General features: G+C 64.1%; 17 protein-coding genes. 6 read left to right on the forward strand and 11 right to left on the reverse strand.

What is annotated here, in order from left to right; all coding sequences use genetic code 11:
* Positions 1 to 34 precede the first annotated feature (34 nt).
* Positions 35 to 469: a hypothetical protein gene (locus AC04SG_RS17790; protein ID WP_112559987.1), complete on the reverse strand. Its 435-nt coding sequence runs from the start codon at positions 467 to 469 to the stop codon at positions 35 to 37.
* 32 nt (positions 470 to 501) lie between these two features.
* Positions 502 to 2,214 (reverse strand): urease subunit alpha, encoded by a 1,713-nt coding sequence (ureC, locus tag AC04SG_RS17795; protein WP_488552095.1) that lies wholly within the window; start codon positions 2,212 to 2,214, stop codon positions 502 to 504.
* A 178-nt stretch (positions 2,215 to 2,392) separates the two neighbouring features.
* Here ureC and AC04SG_RS17800 point away from each other — a divergent pair, with 178 nt between their 5' ends.
* A complete protein-coding gene (locus tag AC04SG_RS17800) occupies positions 2,393 to 2,755 on the forward strand; it encodes a hypothetical protein (protein WP_352561969.1) in 363 nt (120 codons plus the stop codon).
* 129 nt (positions 2,756 to 2,884) lie between these two features.
* Entirely contained in the window at positions 2,885 to 3,370 is a 486-nt protein-coding gene (locus AC04SG_RS17805) for a hypothetical protein (protein WP_488552096.1), read from the forward strand.
* Between the two features lie 26 nt (positions 3,371 to 3,396).
* Here the strand turns inward: AC04SG_RS17805 and AC04SG_RS17810 are convergent, their stop codons facing one another.
* Genes AC04SG_RS17810 through AC04SG_RS17830 form a run of 5 tightly spaced genes read right to left on the reverse strand, consistent with a single transcriptional unit; the run spans position 3,397 to position 5,765 of the window.
* Positions 3,397 to 3,702 carry an urease subunit beta gene (locus AC04SG_RS17810; protein WP_352582676.1) on the reverse strand — a complete coding sequence of 102 codons (306 nt, stop codon included), beginning with the start codon at positions 3,700 to 3,702 and terminating at the stop codon, positions 3,397 to 3,399.
* An 8-nt stretch (positions 3,703 to 3,710) separates the two neighbouring features.
* Positions 3,711 to 4,304: a HupE/UreJ family protein gene (locus AC04SG_RS17815; RefSeq protein ID WP_488552097.1), complete on the reverse strand. Its 594-nt coding sequence runs from the start codon at positions 4,302 to 4,304 to the stop codon at positions 3,711 to 3,713.
* A gap of 29 nt (positions 4,305 to 4,333) precedes the next feature.
* Positions 4,334 to 4,579: a DUF1272 domain-containing protein gene (locus tag AC04SG_RS17820; protein ID WP_112559981.1), complete on the reverse strand. Its 246-nt coding sequence runs from the start codon at positions 4,577 to 4,579 to the stop codon at positions 4,334 to 4,336.
* 10 nt (positions 4,580 to 4,589) lie between these two features.
* Positions 4,590 to 4,892 carry an urease subunit gamma gene (locus AC04SG_RS17825; RefSeq protein WP_023693076.1) on the reverse strand — a complete coding sequence of 101 codons (303 nt, stop codon included), beginning with the start codon at positions 4,890 to 4,892 and terminating at the stop codon, positions 4,590 to 4,592.
* 30 nt (positions 4,893 to 4,922) lie between these two features.
* Positions 4,923 to 5,765, reverse strand: coding sequence for an urease accessory protein UreD (locus AC04SG_RS17830; protein WP_488552098.1), 843 nt, complete (start codon positions 5,763 to 5,765; stop codon positions 4,923 to 4,925).
* Between the two features lie 214 nt (positions 5,766 to 5,979).
* Between AC04SG_RS17830 and AC04SG_RS17835 the strand changes: the two genes are divergently transcribed.
* The 3 genes from AC04SG_RS17835 to AC04SG_RS17845 all read left to right on the forward strand — a co-directional run bounded on the left by AC04SG_RS17835 (position 5,980) and on the right by AC04SG_RS17845 (position 8,284).
* Positions 5,980 to 6,234, forward strand: coding sequence for an acyl carrier protein (locus tag AC04SG_RS17835; RefSeq protein WP_023671226.1), 255 nt, complete (start codon positions 5,980 to 5,982; stop codon positions 6,232 to 6,234).
* Complete coding sequence (locus AC04SG_RS17840) at positions 6,235 to 7,443, forward strand: beta-ketoacyl-[acyl-carrier-protein] synthase family protein (RefSeq protein ID WP_352582682.1); 1,209 nt, start codon at positions 6,235 to 6,237, stop codon at positions 7,441 to 7,443.
* 136 nt (positions 7,444 to 7,579) lie between these two features.
* Positions 7,580 to 8,284 (forward strand): glutathione S-transferase family protein, encoded by a 705-nt coding sequence (locus AC04SG_RS17845; protein WP_488552099.1) that lies wholly within the window; start codon positions 7,580 to 7,582, stop codon positions 8,282 to 8,284.
* A gap of 9 nt (positions 8,285 to 8,293) precedes the next feature.
* Here the strand turns inward: AC04SG_RS17845 and AC04SG_RS17850 are convergent, their stop codons facing one another.
* From AC04SG_RS17850 to AC04SG_RS17865, 4 genes are all read right to left on the reverse strand, one after another.
* On the reverse strand, positions 8,294 to 8,644 hold the full coding sequence (locus AC04SG_RS17850) for a hypothetical protein (protein WP_488552100.1): 351 nt from the start codon (positions 8,642 to 8,644) through the stop codon (positions 8,294 to 8,296).
* An 85-nt stretch (positions 8,645 to 8,729) separates the two neighbouring features.
* Positions 8,730 to 9,350: a nucleoside triphosphate hydrolase gene (locus AC04SG_RS17855; protein ID WP_488552101.1), complete on the reverse strand. Its 621-nt coding sequence runs from the start codon at positions 9,348 to 9,350 to the stop codon at positions 8,730 to 8,732.
* 299 nt (positions 9,351 to 9,649) lie between these two features.
* Positions 9,650 to 10,741 (reverse strand): hypothetical protein, encoded by a 1,092-nt coding sequence (locus AC04SG_RS17860; RefSeq protein ID WP_488552102.1) that lies wholly within the window; start codon positions 10,739 to 10,741, stop codon positions 9,650 to 9,652.
* A gap of 414 nt (positions 10,742 to 11,155) precedes the next feature.
* Positions 11,156 to 12,970 (reverse strand): methyl-accepting chemotaxis protein, encoded by a 1,815-nt coding sequence (locus AC04SG_RS17865; RefSeq protein ID WP_488552103.1) that lies wholly within the window; start codon positions 12,968 to 12,970, stop codon positions 11,156 to 11,158.
* A 384-nt stretch (positions 12,971 to 13,354) separates the two neighbouring features.
* Here AC04SG_RS17865 and AC04SG_RS17870 point away from each other — a divergent pair, with 384 nt between their 5' ends.
* Positions 13,355 to 14,344: a D-alanyl-D-alanine carboxypeptidase family protein gene (locus tag AC04SG_RS17870; RefSeq protein ID WP_488552104.1), complete on the forward strand. Its 990-nt coding sequence runs from the start codon at positions 13,355 to 13,357 to the stop codon at positions 14,342 to 14,344.
* The last annotated feature ends 11 nt before the right edge of the window (positions 14,345 to 14,355 follow it).

Consider the following 14,355-nt stretch of genomic DNA (forward strand, 5'->3'; position numbering starts at 1 on the left):
TCGTCCGTTCTAGCGGCTGCTTCGACAATTGCAGCTAATCATACCAGAGCCACAGCTTTCGGTAACCGGCCGGAACGTCAACCTGCTCAGCGGGCAGATGATCTACATCTCCCTCCCAGGTTTCGTCCGGCTCAAAGCCTGACGGCAGCCAGCCAATGACGTGTTCTTCGCTGGCGCGCGTTGTTATGACGACCTTGTCCGAGAACGGCCATTCTCCATCGTCACATTGCACGATTGCTATTCGAACGTCGTGAACGTCAGGCCTTTTTCGTATCGACTGAAATGCCGCCAGAACCGTATCATTGTCTGGCTCTTCCGGGCTGTTGCACAGCAATCCGGCTTCGCCCTCAGCTCCATCGAAATATTCTTCCAAAGTGACAAGTGGCATGGCAAGCGGAGCGACGCCGCCATTGTATTTTTGCAGCGCGCCCATCCTGGAAATCAGGGCTAGTTTCTTTTGCTCGTCCATGATGGGTCCGATGCTTCGCGGGCGCACCGACCCTAAAACAGAAAATACCGCTGCGCCATCGGCAGCACGGTTGCCGGCTCGCAGGTGAGCAACTCCCCGTCGGCGCGCACTTCGTATGTCTCCGGGTCGACCTCGACATGCGGCGTAGCGTCGTTGAGCACCATCGAGTGCTTGCCTATACCGCCGCGGGTGTTTTCCACCGCAACGAACTGCTTGTCGACGCCGAGGCGGCCATGCAGGCCCGACTCCAGTGCTGCCTTGGAGACGAAAGTCACCGACGAATTGGTCCTGGCCTTTCCATAGGCGCCGAACATTGGGCGATAGTGCATGGGCTGCGGCGTCGGGATCGAGGCGTTGGGATCGCCCATCGGGGCCGCGGCGATCACGCCGCCGATCAACACCATATCCGGCTTGACACCGAAGAAGGCCGGGTTCCACAGCACCAGGTCGGCGCGTTTACCGACCGCGATCGAGCCGATGTCCTTGGACAGGCCATGCGCGATGGCCGGGTTGATGGTGTATTTGGCGATGTAGCGGCGAACGCGGAAATTGTCGTTGTTGCCGGTCTCCTGCGGCAGCGAGCCGCGCTGGCGCTTCATCTTGTCGGCGGTCTGCCAGGTGCGGATCGCCACTTCGCCGACGCGGCCCATTGCCTGGCTGTCGGACGAGATGATCGAGAAAGCGCCGATGTCGTGCAGGATGTCTTCGGCGGCGATGGTTTCCTTGCGGATGCGGCTTTCGGCGAAGGCGATGTCCTCGGGGATCGATGGCGACAGATGGTGGCAGACCATCAGCATGTCGAGATGCTCGGCCAGCGTGTTCACGGTGTAGGGCCGGGTCGGGTTGGTCGAGGACGGGATGACGTTGGGCAGGCCGCAGACCTTGATGATATCAGGCGCATGGCCGCCGCCGGCGCCTTCGGTGTGGAAGGCGTGGATGGTGCGGCCCTTGATCGCCGCGACGGTGTTTTCGACAAAGCCGGATTCGTTCAGCGTGTCGGTGTGGATCATCACCTGCACGTCGTAGTCGTCGGCGACCGACAGGCAGCAGTCGATGGCCGCAGGCGTCGTGCCCCAGTCCTCATGCAGCTTCAGCGAACAGGCGCCGCCCAGCACCATTTCCTCAAGCGCCGCCGGCAACGAGGCATTGCCCTTGCCCGACAGGCCGATGTTCATCGGAAAAGCATCGAAGGACTGGATCATACGCGCCATGTGCCACGGCCCGGGCGTGCAGGTCGTGGCCAGCGTGCCATGCGCCGGGCCGGTGCCGCCGCCAAGCATGGTGGTGATGCCCGACATCAGCGCCTCGTCGATCTGCTGCGGGCAGATGAAGTGGATATGCGCGTCGAAGCCGCCGGCGGTGAGGATCTTGCCCTCGCCGGCGATGATCTCGGTGCCGGGGCCGATGATGATGGTGACGCCGTCCTGCGTATCGGGATTGCCGGCCTTGCCGATGGCCGCGATGCGCCCGTCGCGAAGGCCTATGTCGGCCTTGAAGATGCCGGCTGTGGCATCGATAACCAGCGCGTTGGTGATGACGGTGTCGACCGCGCCGCCGGCGCGCGACACCTGGCTCTGGCCCATGCCGTCGCGGATGACCTTGCCGCCGCCGAATTTCACCTCTTCGCCATGGATGGTGAGGTCCTTTTCGACCTCGATGAACAATTCGGTGTCGGCAAGCCGCACCTTGTCGCCGACGGTGGGACCGTACATCTGCGCATAGGCGGCGCGGGTGATTCTAGCCATCAGTCAATGCTCCTCAAAACGGTCTGGCTTCAGCCGAATTCCACATGGTCGCCATCCAATGGTCATGCAATGACCCGCTCGGCGACACCTTCTGATCCCATTTGGCCGTTGAGGTGGGCGTGTCACCCCGAACCAACCGTTTGCCAGATCCCTGGCCCATTCGATGGAAGGAAAATCCATGCGCAAAGTCATCGTTCTTGCAGCCGCCGCCATACTGGCCTCCGCGACCGTAGCCGGCGCCCAGCAGCAGCCGGCGCCGCAACCGAAACCAACCGCACCCAGCGCTCAGCCGGCGGCGCCGGCGATCCAGAGCGTCAACATCGTCGATATCACCGAGCTGCCTGAGGCCACCCAGACGCAGGTCAACCAGGTGATCGCCAAGCGCGGCGATGCCGGGCTGCAAAAACTGCGCAGCTCGATCGATGCGACACCGCAGCTCAAGTCGGCGCTCGAAGCCAAGGGGCTCACCTCGGCACAAGTGGTCGCCGCCAGCATGACCACCAATGGCGCGCTGACCCTGGTCACCAAGAAGGCGAGCTGACGACAGCGCCTGGCGGGCCGATACCCGGCCCGCCGGCCCTATCGCGGAGGGAACCTTCGCCGGACGGGAGTCGTTTGGCTTCTTTGGCGCCGAACGGCGTTGCGCAGAAAAGTTCGCCAGGAGCGATCTATGCCGACCATTCCCTTTGCCGACGTCAGATGGCTCCAGACCATAGCGACTTGCGTGTTCCTCGCGGCCTATGGACCGCCCGCCGCGCAGGCCGTTGAAAGCGCGGACACCGTCAACCGGATCGTCGGGTCCGATGTCCGCCAGGAAGAGGCGCGGACGACGACGGAGACCGGAAAGCTCATCGCCGCGATCGAGCGGACGCGTGAAAACATCGGCACGGTACGCAAGACATCCAAGCTCGACACGGTCGATATCGTCTTCCTCACCGACGCGGCGCGCACCGAAGGCGGCCCGCCGCCGGCCGTCGAGAGCAAGGTCAGGCAGCACCAGGACGATATTGCGGAATTGCGCAAGGAGATCGACGCCAACGCGCTGCTGTTCAATGCTATCGATTCCAGGCGCGTGCTTGCCGAGGACGTTCTCGCCGTCGAATTCGACGGCCCCACAGGAATCGTCATCTATGCAGCGGCCAGGCCCTCGAACTGATCTCAGGGCGTTCGACCCTGTCGATCTCACAGCTTGCCCATGATTTTCTGCTGGAAACCGTAGACCTCGCGTTTTCCGCCGAGCGGCACCAGCGTGACGTCGCGCTGCTGGCCCGGCTCGAAGCGCATCGCCGTGCCGGCGGCGATGTCGAGACGCATGCCGCGGGCTTTGTCGCGATCGAATTTCAGCCCTTCGTTGGTTTCGAAGAAATGGTAGTGGCTGCCGACCTGGATCGGCCGGTCGCCGCTGTTGGCGACTTTGAGCGTCACCGTCGGCAGGCCCTTGTTGAGCTCGATGTCGCCGCTTGCGGTGATGATTTCGCCGGGGATCATCTCAGGCCTCACAGAACGCCGAAGACCAGGCCAACGCCGACCGCAGCACACGCCGCGCCGGCGGCACGGGCAAGGCTGCGAAAGCGCATGCCGAGACCGAGGCCGGCGGCGATGCCTATGGCATGGAGAAGCACGGTGGCAGCGGCAAAGCCTGCCATATAGTCAAGCCCGCCGGCATTTTCCGGCACTTCCGTGCCATGGGCATGGCCATGGAACAGCGCGAACAGGCCGATGATGGCGACGCCGGCCGAGACCGGCAGGTCGACCGCCAGCGCAACCAGCAGGCCAAGCGCGACGACGGAGGCCAAAGTGCCCGGTTCGACGAAAGGCAACGGCATGTGCAGCATGCCGAGCGCGCCGCCGACCAGCATGACGCCGACAAAGACCAGCGGCCAGGTCCAGATCGCCTTGCCACCCTTGAGCGCGGCCCACAGGCCGACGGCGATCATCACCGTCACGTGGTCGAGCCCGGACAGCGGGTGTGCGAAGCCCGCCGTGAAGGACGAGGTGGCGCCGATGCCGACATGGGCATAGGCGGGCATGGCCGCCGCCAGCAGCAGGATTGCGGCGAGCGTGGTGCGTTTGGTTGAGCCAGAGATCATCGGTCTTCCCTTCCAAGTCACGGTAACAATCACGCGGCCTTGCAGCCCTCGGCCTTGAGCACACGTTTGGTCGAGGCCGGATATTTCTTCAGCTTCTCTGCCGGCCGGATTGGGCGGGCGGAAAAATTGCCGCCGCAATTCGGACAGACGCCGCCCAGCACATTTTCAGCGCAGTCGGCGCAAAAAGTGCATTCGAAGGTGCAGATCAGCGCATCCGTCGCTTCCGGGGGCAGGTCCTTGTCGCAGCATTCGCAGTTGGGCCTGAGTTCGAGCATCGTTTCCTCCTCACCTGATCGGTTCGTGCACGGTGACCAGCTTGGTGCCGTCGGGAAAGGTCGCCTCGACCTGGACGTCGTGGATCATCTCGGCGATGCCTTCCATCACCTGCGCGCGAGTGACGACATGGGCGCCGGCCTCCATCAGTTCGGCGACCGGGCGGCCGTCGCGGGCGCCCTCGACGACGAAATCGGTGATCAGCGCGATCGCTTCGGGGTGATTGAGCTTGACGCCGCGCTCCAGCCGCTTGCGCGCCACGATCGCCGCCATGGCGATGAGCAGCTTGTCTTTTTCACGCGGCGTAAGGTTCATGCGCTTTCCTGGATTTGGCCTGGATTTGGTTCAGAGTGACCATAATTTGGGCAGACCGGCCTGCCCGTTGAGCAGTTCGACAAGCGGAACCAGCCGCTTGCGCAGCTGGTAACCGTCCTCGGCAAACAGCCTCGCAAGAAGCTTGCCAGATTGTTTCACGCTCCAGGCGCTGGCGTCGCCGTCGGCGCCGATGATGTCGCGGGCCGGCTCGAGCAAGGCTTCGGCTTGCGGCGAAACCATCAGCAGCGTCGCCACCGCAATGGCGCTGCCGGCGACCGCAGGGCGACCAAGGGCTGCCGCTATGGCCGGCCCGATGCGGAAATCCTCGGCATGAATGAGCGCGCCGTCCCGGCGGACCCGCCAGCGGTCGTGGAAATGGCCGTGCGCGGCCTGTTCGCCCATGGCCAGGCGGCCAAAGACGGTGGCCTCGAGCAGCAATGCCTCGGCGCCTGCGGCAAGATCGACGTCCAGCGTGCGGGCAAAGGCCGAGCGGTCGAAGACGATGGTTTCCTGCGGCAGCCAGGCAATACGGCCACCCGCGCCGACTTCAAGTTTTACCCGCACTTCAGCACGGTCGCTTTCGGCGCGATAGATCTTTTCGCAGGCCTGGGTGGTGATCGAAGTGGAGGCACCTGGCCCGACATCGATCTCCCAGCCGAGCCGATCACCGCCAGTCAGCCCGCCCGCGGTGTTGATGAGCACGGCTTCGAGCGGATCGGCCGCGACGGCCGGCATGCGGATCTTGGCCGATCCGTCCTGATAGAGGCGCGAAAGCCTGGTGCGGCCGGCACTGACGCCGCATGCAAGCCGGGCCGCACCAGCGACGCGCTGGGCCGGCAGCACCGCGGTCAAGCCATGTTGCAACGTATCCATCGCTCCAACGTTAAGCACTCCGGCTGCTTTGTCGATATGTAGCTTGTCGATATAGCTTGTTGCTTGACAGCGTTTCCGTTTCTATAGAGGGAGCCTCTTTGGAACGGTCATGCCGGGCCTGGCGGGGTTTTGAAGGCGACGGCGATTTTCAGTCCAGGCAACAGGGGCGCCAACCAATCGGCACCCGAAATGATAAAATTGGGGAAGGAAACGAATGGCTGACGAGCTGGCAACGGAAATCATCGCCAAGATCAGGGCACATGCGGAGCCCGGCGGCGAAGAGATCACCACCAATACGGAATTGACCGCGCTTGGCATTCATTCCCTGGAACTGACCGAGATCATCTTCGATCTTGAGGAGCAGTACGGCATCGAGATCGAGATGAACACGGTCGATGCCTGGAGCAATCTGAAGAATGTCGGCGACATGGTCGAGGCTGTTCGCGCGCTGATCGCGAAGAAAGCCTGAATGCACAAGCGAGTCGTCATTACCGGCATAGGCGGCATATGCGGGCTTGGCACCAATGCGCCTGCGATCTGGAACGAAATGCGCGCCGGACGTTCGGCGATCGGCCAGATCGACAACCCGCTGCTGCATGATTTGAAGGTCAAGGTCGGCTGCGAGATCAAGGCGATGCCGGACCATGGCATCGGCCACAAGCAGACCGTGTCGATGGACCGCTTCAGCCTGCTGGCGGCGATTGCCGCGCGCGAAGCCATGCAGCAAGCCGGACTGACGTCGGATGAAGCCACCACGTATCGCATGGGCACCGTCGTCGGCGTCGGCGTTTGCGGATGGGAAGCGATCGAGGAGAACTATCGCGCCATCCTGATCGACGGCAAGAACCGTGCCGGCATCTTCACCGTACCGAAAGTGATGCCAAGCGCTGCGGCCGGCCAGGTCAGCATGGTGCTTGGCCTGCGCGGGCCGGTGTTCGGCGTCACCTCGGCCTGTTCGTCGTCGAATCACGCCTTCGCCTCGGCGGTCGACCAGATCCGGCTCGGCCGTGCCGACGTCATGGTCGCCGGCGGCACCGATGCGCCGCTGGTCTGGGGCATTCTAAAGGGTTGGGAAGCGCTGCGGGTGCTGGCGCCCGACACCTGCCGGCCATTCTCGGCCGACCGCCAGGGCCTGTCGCTGGGCGAAGGCGCCGGCATGGCGGTACTGGAAACCTACGAACACGCCATGGCGCGCGGTGCCGACATTCTGGCCGAAATTGCCGGCGCCGGGCTTTCCGCCGACGCATCCGACATCGTCGCGCCGACTGTCGAAGGGCCTACGGCGGCGATGCGTGCCTGCCTGGCCGACGCCGGGCTCAACCCCGAGGACGTCGACTATCTCAACGCCCACGGCACCGGCACCAAGGCCAACGACCAGATCGAGACGGCAGCGATCAAGCGCGTCTTTGGCGACCATGCCTACAAGCTCTCGGTGTCGTCGACCAAGTCGATGCATGCCCATTGCCTCGGCGCCTCGGGCGGCCTGGAGATGATCGCCTGCGTGATGGCGATCCGCGAAGGCATCGTGCCGCCGACGGCCAATTTCCGGCAGGCCGACCCCGATTGCGATCTCGACGTCACGCCCAATGTGGCGCGCGAGCGCAAGGTGCGGGCGGCAATCAGCAACGGTTTTGCCTTTGGCGGCACCAATGCCGTGATTGCGTTCAAGTCGGTCTGACGGCGGGCGGCTGGCCGTGAATCGCTGGTAACACGGTGTGTGCACCGCCGGCCGGTTAATCGGCAAACAGGTGGCGGATAATCCTTCGCAACCCGCCAAACGGCGCGACGCGCCAAATTCCCGACCGGAGCTTTCGATGACCGACCTGTCCGCTTTTCCGATCACCAAGCGTTGGCCGGCCAGCCATCCCGATCGCCTGCAACTCTATTCGGCGACGACGCCGAACGGGGTGAAAGTGTCGATCGCGCTGGAAGAACTCGGCCTGCCCTACGAGGCGCATCTGGTGGACATCGGCAAGGACCAGAGCTGGACGCCGGAATTCCTGTCGCTGAACCCGAACGGCAAGATTCCGGCCATCATCGATCCCAATGGCCCGGGCGGCAAGCCGTTTGGCCTGTTCGAATCCGGTGCCATCCTGCTCTACCTCACCGACAAGACCGGCAAGCTGATCGCGGCCGATCCGGTGCGGCGCTACGAAACCATCCAGTGGGTGTTCTTCCAGATGGCGGCGATCGGGCCGATCTTCGGACAGGTCGGGTTTTTCAACAAATTCGCCGGACGCGAGATCGCCGACAAGCGGCCGCTGGATCGCTACCGCAACGAATCGCGGCGGCTGATCGGCGTGCTCGAAACGAGGCTGAAAGGCCGCAGCTGGATCATGGACAACGATTTTACCATCGCCGACATTTCGATGCTGGGCTGGGTGCGCAATCTGATCGGCTTCTACGAGGCGCGCGAACTCGTCGGTTTCGACGATTTCCCCACCGTTGCGGCATGGCTGGAGCGCGGCCTGGCGCGGCCCGCGGTGCAACGCGGCCTGACCATTCCAGCCAGAGGCTGACGAGCCGAGCTACTTTGCCTTGGCTTTGGCCTTGGAGCCGCCTCTGCCCATGACAGACGAGGCGAGCGATGCAGCGCCTCTGGCCGTGGCGACAACCGCGCCGGCGGCAACGTTGGCTACATTGCGCATGGTGCCCACCGGGCTGCCGCTGCCTGCCGGCTTCTTGGCCTTGGCAGGCTTTGCCGCCACCTTGGCCGCTACGCCGGGCACCACCTTCTTCGGTGCCGCCTTGCCGAAAGCCGGCTTTGTATCCTTGGAGCGCGCCGCAATTGCCGGGCCGGCGCCTGCTTTTGCCTGGGTGGCCTTGGCTGGCGTTGCCCTGGATTTGGCGGCTGCGGGTTTTCTTGCTTTGGTTGCCATCGGACGAAATCCCTCTGTGGCTAAGTTGCCTCGTCAGCGATAACGACCTGAAAGTCTTAAGGTTCCCGTTCGGAAATCCTGAGAATTAAGCGGGATCGCCCACAACAAGGTCGGCGGACCTTCGCCGGCCAAGCACGCGGTCGATGTTGGGCATGTCGTTGGAGGCGATCCAGGCGCGTGCGTCTTCGTCCGAACGGCCGTGTTCGTGCCAGCGCACCAGCAGGCGACGCTCGAGTTCGGCGCGCGGCACATCGACAAAGATGGTGAAGTCGAACAAAGGCGCCAGCCGCGACCACGGCTCCTCGTCGAGCAGCAGGTAATTGCCCTCGACCAGGATGAACTTGGCCTCGGCGGCAATGATGGACGCCGCGGCGCGCGACAATTCCATGCTGCGGTCGAACACCGGAATGGCGATGTCGGGCTCGCCCGAACGGATGCGCTTCAACAGCGCCTCAAAGCCGGCGAAATCGAAGGTTTCGGGAGCGCCTTTTCTTGGCCGCAGGCCGCGCTGGTTGAGCACGATGTCGTCATAATGAAACCCGTCCATCGGCACGACTTCCGAGGCGCCTTCCGGCAACAGATCATGCAGGCCGGCCGACAGCATCGACTTGCCGGCGCCGGGCGGGCCGGCAATGGCGACGATGAAGCGCTTCGCCTTGCCGGCGCGCTTGAAGATGGTGGCGGCGAGGTGGGCGATTTCGGACATGAGAGCCTCTTTTGCAGCCGGATGGTTTCAGCCGCATCTTGGCGGCTGTTGGTGGAAATTTCAAACCGGGATTTGGGTCGTCTGGCCAACAGCCACCGGTCCAGGTCAGCGCCGCCCCTCATCCCCCTGCCGGGGCCTTCTCCCCGTATAGTGACGGGGAGAAGGGGCTGGCCGCGACCTCGCGCATTTGTTGCAATGTCGAAGATAGCGAAACCGTCGGCGACATCACCCCTCTCCCCGTCACTATACGGGGAGAGGATGCCGGCAGGCAGGTGAGGGGCAGCGCTAGCGTTCGAAAATCAGCCGTGCTTGCCGATACGCAGGAACTCGCTGTCGAAGGCGACGTCGCGGGGCGAACCATCGGCTCCGGTGAGACGCATGTGACCTGATGTTGTCGCGATATCGCGCGGCGGCTCGCCATTAGCCTGCGGCAGCGCGCCGATGACATGGCGGAAGGAGACTTCGCCGCCGAGCGCAAAGGCGGTCGCCACGCCTTCGCGCTTCAGCCAGTTGTCGCCGACCGAGGCGGCATGGCCGACGGCGGCGCGGCCGTCCTCGATGCCGAGCACGCCGCGATGGCGGCCGCTCCACGGCGCGTAGTCGCGGCCGCCATTGCTGAACCACAGCATGGTGACCGGGAGTTCGGCCGGGTTCTTCAACACCAGCACCAGGTCCTGTTCGGCCCGGCGCGCCAGCGCCGTCCAGCCCGGACCGCCATGATCGGCCTCAACCATGGTGATGAAATCCTCGCGCTGATCCTCCATGCGGTAGTCGGTGAGATCGAGCGTGCCGCCGCCGGTGGCCGGAAAGCGCGTCAGATCGGTGGTGCGCGCGGGATAGGCAAGCTTGAAGCGGCCGCGGGCCGGATCGGGCTCTAACGGTGTGTCCAGCGTTGCGGCAAAGCGCTTGGGCGAAAAGGCCAGCCGGCCGCCGTCGCGCATCGCCGTCATCGGATGGTGGGCGGCGGACACCGCGCCCGACCCGCCGGAAAAGACATGCTCCTGGTAGAGGAAGGGATGGCCGTCCCGAAGCGTAAAGATCTTGTCGACCGAGGCGCCCATGACCTGGCGGCGCAGCCGGAAGATGGCCCGCCAGCCATCGGATGTCGCTTCGCTGGCAACGACATCCCAACCGCTGTTGGCCGGCCAGCCGTGCAAGGGTGCTGCCTCGATGTCGCTGGCCGAAAACGGCGCGCACAGGAAATCGCCGGAAAGCCGCACGGTACCCTCGGGCAGGTCCGGCGGCAGCGTCTCGCCGGCGTCGATCCAGGGCGCGCGGTGCAACGGTTTCGGCTGGCGGCCATCGCTGTCGACGGTCATGTCGGCGATATGGCCGACGGTGAGGTCGACCGTGACCGAGATGCCTTTTGCCTTGATCGTGACCGTATCCATCCATGCACCTGCTGATTCTGATGGCAGCGAACAAACCCGCTCTGCGCAGCTTGCGCAAGCGCAGCTTCCGGCATTTTGCATCAGACCAGTTCGCTGCCGTCCTGGAGGGCGCCAAGGTTGTCAAAGGTCGGCGCCGCCCCTCACCTGCCTGCCGGCATCCTCTCCCCGTATAGTGACGGGGAGAGGGACGCTTTCGTCGCCACTTTCGCCAATCACCAGCGCTGCAAGAAGGGCGCCGGCGTTGCGGCCAGCCCCTTTCTCCCCGTCACTATACGGGGAGTTGAGGAATGGTCCGCGAAGCGGACGAAAAGCCAACTGCTTGGCTTTTCGAATGACGAACGCCCGGCAGGGCAATGAGGGGCAGCGCAAACGGTCGGAACGGGAAGGCATATAGACCAAGACCGGCCCCGCCCCCTACTGCCGCTTGTATTCCCGCACCGGCGACTTGGTGCCGTCGGTGTAGGTGACCTGCACCGCCATCGAGGTCACGCTGTCGGCGACGTTGAAGTAGGGCTGGTAGTCATAGGGGATGGCGTAGGGATCCTTCTTGTCGCAAGGCGGCAGCTTGATCTCCTTGTCGAGCGCGGTGCCGTTCAGGCTGTAGCGCACCTCCTTGATGCCGCAACGGTATGACAGCATCTGCGAGAAATAGACCAGGCCGTGATTGCCGCTGGCGTCGAAGGCGATCCACGAGGTCCAGAACTGGTCGAGGATCTGCTTGTTGCCCTGCTGGAGTGCGGCTTCCGGATCGAAACTTATGTTGAACGGCCCGGTCTCGCGGCCCCTGAGATCGAGATATTTTACCCCGATGATGGTGGCTGCGGTGCTGTCGGGCAGTTCGAAGCTCGGATTGGGCATCGGCTTGCCGGTGCGCTGGTCGTTCATCGCCATCAGCCCGGTGTCGGTGAACGGACCGGACTCGCCCAAACGCCAGGAAATGCCGGTCGCCGCCTCGGGCAACGAGATGGAAATTGTCCAGCCGGCATTGGAGCGCATCGGCGTCAGCGACGGGGCAAAACGGGCGGGGTCGAGCACGTCGCCAAGGGCCGTTAGCCGGCTGCGGCTGTGGTCGAGCCAGTCGGCAAGCGCCCTCTGGTCGACGAAATATTTGAGCAGCCCACCATCCTTTTCGTAGGAGACGAATTTGGTCAGCGCCTCGGCCTCGCCGCGCTTGTCGGACAGCGACTGGGCGCCGAGGCGATCCTCGGAAAACTCCTGCGCCAAGAGGTAATAGGCCGGCGCGAAATCCGGATTGGCCGCGATGAAGGCGTTAAGCTTGTCGAGACGCTGGGTGTCGTCGAACTGCAGGATATGGACCAGCTTGATCGACAGCGCCTTGCCCTTGTCGGCCAACTGGCCGAACACTTCGCGCGCACCCGCCTTGCCGTCCTGCACGCGCAACAGCGTGGCAAAGCGGGTGTAGGGGTCGACGGCGTCGACGTCGAAGCCGGCAAAGGCGAGATAGGAGCGGCGCGCATTGAGCATGTCGCCGGACAGCTCGTAGACGCGGGCATTGTGGTAGAATTCATCCGGCCGCTTCGGCTCGGCGATCGCGCCGCCTTGCGCTGCCAGTGCGGCAAAGCCCTTGGCGATGGTGTCGATCGAGGCGGCGATCTGCTCGGTGGTCGCCTGCAGCTTGTCGGCCTGCTCGGCCTGTTTCTGCTGGCCGGCAGCGAGCGTTTCGGTGGTCTGCTTGACCTGATCGACTGCCTTTTGCGTCTGCGCGCCCTGTTCGGTCTGCTGCTGCTGGTTCGACGCAATCTCCTCGGTCTTTTTCGCTACCGCGTCGGTCGATTGCTTGACCTGGTCGACCGTCTGCTGGGTCTGCGTGACGGTCTGCTCGATTTTGGCCACCTTGGCCGAGACGATGCCCATCTGCTGCTGCAGTTGCGCGATGGCCGGCACCAGGCCGGCGATGATCCCATTCTGTGAATTGGTCTGCTGCTGCAGGCCGTAGACGCCGCCAGCAACGGCAGCCGCAGTCGTGGCAAAGATCAGCGCCGGCAGCGCCTTGGCGGCCAGCACCAGTCGCAGAACAATGGCAATGGCGATGATGGCGGCGGCAACCGAGGCGACCAGCGCGATATAGGCGGCGAACGGCGCCAGCGGATTGAGAATGTCGGAAGCAGCACCACCGATGAAGGCGACGCTGCCGGCCCATTTGCCGGTGCGGCTGAGCGAAGCCCTGATAAGAGATGGCGCAGCCGCGCCGATGTCACCGGTCGTCATGTCAAACCCCCCAAAGCAATTGCCGCGCGCAGTGTAGCAGCGCAACCCCGTCGGCAAAACAGGACAGGAAACGGGCGATTTCGGGGCGGGCAGACTCCTTGCGCACGGCACAAGGCCCCCTCATCCGACCGCTTCGCGGCCACCTTCTCCCCGAGGGGAGAAGAGACGAACACCATCGCCTGCCCCCTCCTCTCCCCTCGGGGAGAGGTCGGATTGCCCCGAATTGCCCTTCGCAATTCGGTTGGCAATCCGGGTGAGGGGGTTTCTTGTGAGCGAGTGATGCGCAGCGAATCCCCTGTAATCCCTTGCCGGCGCCGTTAACCAAATGGACGAAGGCAATGGGTTAGGCTAGGTTCCGGCCCTCTCAGCAACGCCGGACTTGCCTTGCCCGATTTCCATTTCCCCGCCCTCGCCCAGAGATTTGTCGCCGCCTTGGCGCTGCTCGTCTTCGTTGCCGGCTGCAGCACCACGGCGCCGCCCGACAGCGTGCTGGCGGTGCCGGCGCCGCAGGAGAAATATGCGGCCATCGTCATCGATGCCAGCAGCGGCAAGACCTTGTTCGAGGTCAGCTCGACGGCGCAGCGCTATCCGGCGTCGCTGACCAAGATGATGACGCTCTATCTGCTGTTCGAGGCGCTGGAGTCCGGCCGTGTCAGCAAGGAGACGCAAATTCCTGTCTCGGACCACGCCGCCCGGCAGCCGCCGACCAAACTGCGCTTCAGGCGCGGCGAGAGCATCGATGTCGATTCGGCGATCCGGGCGATGGTGGTGAAATCGGCCAACGACGTGGCGGTGGCGGTCGGGGAATATCTCGGCGGCTCGGAGGACCAGTTCGCCGCCATGATGACATCAAAGGCGCGCCAGCTCGGCATGACCAGCACCAATTTCCAAAACGCCTGCGGCCTGCCCGACGCCGGCCAATACACAACGGCGCGCGACATGGCGGTGCTGGGCTTGGCGCTGCGCGCCCGCTTCCCGCAGCAGTTCCACTATTTCTCCGAGAGCGATTTCATGTTCCGCGGACGGCTGGTACGGGGCCACAACGACATGCTGGGCCGGGTGCGCGGCGTCGACGGCATCAAGACCGGCTATATCAGGGCCTCCGGCTACAACATCGTCACCTCCTACAATGCCGACGGCCGACATCTGATCGTGGTGGTGATGGGCGCCGACAGCGCCCGCCAGCGCAACGACCATGTCGAAGCGCTGATCCAGCGCAGCCTGTCGCCAGCGATGGCCGATGCGAAGACGCGGCTGATGTTTGCGGGAGACCAGCCGGCCGCGTCGCCGCTCCCCGGCTCTATGCTCCCAGGCTTGCCGCAACCTGGTTTGCCGGCGACTGGGTCGCAGTTGCCTGGCTTGCCGCCGCAGTAGCGCGTCGCAAG

It is taken from the genome of Mesorhizobium sp. CNPSo 4684 (genome assembly GCF_057784315.1).

What these genes read in the sequence shown, in the direction of transcription:
- AC04SG_RS17840 (WP_352582682.1), top strand. Translation starts at nt 6,235, where the DNA reads ATGCACAAGCGAGTCGTCATTACCGGCATAGGCGGCATATGCGGGCTT.
- AC04SG_RS17830 (WP_488552098.1), bottom strand. Translation starts at nt 5,765, where the DNA reads ATGGATACGTTGCAACATGGCTTGACCGCGGTGCTGCCGGCCCAGCGC.
- AC04SG_RS17790 (WP_112559987.1), bottom strand. Translation starts at nt 469, where the DNA reads ATGGACGAGCAAAAGAAACTAGCCCTGATTTCCAGGATGGGCGCGCTG.
- AC04SG_RS17835 (WP_023671226.1), top strand. Translation starts at nt 5,980, where the DNA reads ATGGCTGACGAGCTGGCAACGGAAATCATCGCCAAGATCAGGGCACAT.
- AC04SG_RS17825 (WP_023693076.1), bottom strand. Translation starts at nt 4,892, where the DNA reads ATGAACCTTACGCCGCGTGAAAAAGACAAGCTGCTCATCGCCATGGCG.
- AC04SG_RS17850 (WP_488552100.1), bottom strand. Translation starts at nt 8,644, where the DNA reads ATGGCAACCAAAGCAAGAAAACCCGCAGCCGCCAAATCCAGGGCAACG.
- AC04SG_RS17800 (WP_352561969.1), top strand. Translation starts at nt 2,393, where the DNA reads ATGCGCAAAGTCATCGTTCTTGCAGCCGCCGCCATACTGGCCTCCGCG.
- AC04SG_RS17820 (WP_112559981.1), bottom strand. Translation starts at nt 4,579, where the DNA reads ATGCTCGAACTCAGGCCCAACTGCGAATGCTGCGACAAGGACCTGCCC.
- AC04SG_RS17860 (WP_488552102.1), bottom strand. Translation starts at nt 10,741, where the DNA reads ATGGATACGGTCACGATCAAGGCAAAAGGCATCTCGGTCACGGTCGAC.
- AC04SG_RS17855 (WP_488552101.1), bottom strand. Translation starts at nt 9,350, where the DNA reads ATGTCCGAAATCGCCCACCTCGCCGCCACCATCTTCAAGCGCGCCGGC.
- AC04SG_RS17815 (WP_488552097.1), bottom strand. Translation starts at nt 4,304, where the DNA reads ATGATCTCTGGCTCAACCAAACGCACCACGCTCGCCGCAATCCTGCTG.
- AC04SG_RS17865 (WP_488552103.1), bottom strand. Translation starts at nt 12,970, where the DNA reads ATGACGACCGGTGACATCGGCGCGGCTGCGCCATCTCTTATCAGGGCT.
- AC04SG_RS17810 (WP_352582676.1), bottom strand. Translation starts at nt 3,702, where the DNA reads ATGATCCCCGGCGAAATCATCACCGCAAGCGGCGACATCGAGCTCAAC.
- ureC (WP_488552095.1), bottom strand. Translation starts at nt 2,214, where the DNA reads ATGGCTAGAATCACCCGCGCCGCCTATGCGCAGATGTACGGTCCCACC.
- AC04SG_RS17805 (WP_488552096.1), top strand. Translation starts at nt 2,885, where the DNA reads ATGCCGACCATTCCCTTTGCCGACGTCAGATGGCTCCAGACCATAGCG.
- AC04SG_RS17845 (WP_488552099.1), top strand. Translation starts at nt 7,580, where the DNA reads ATGACCGACCTGTCCGCTTTTCCGATCACCAAGCGTTGGCCGGCCAGC.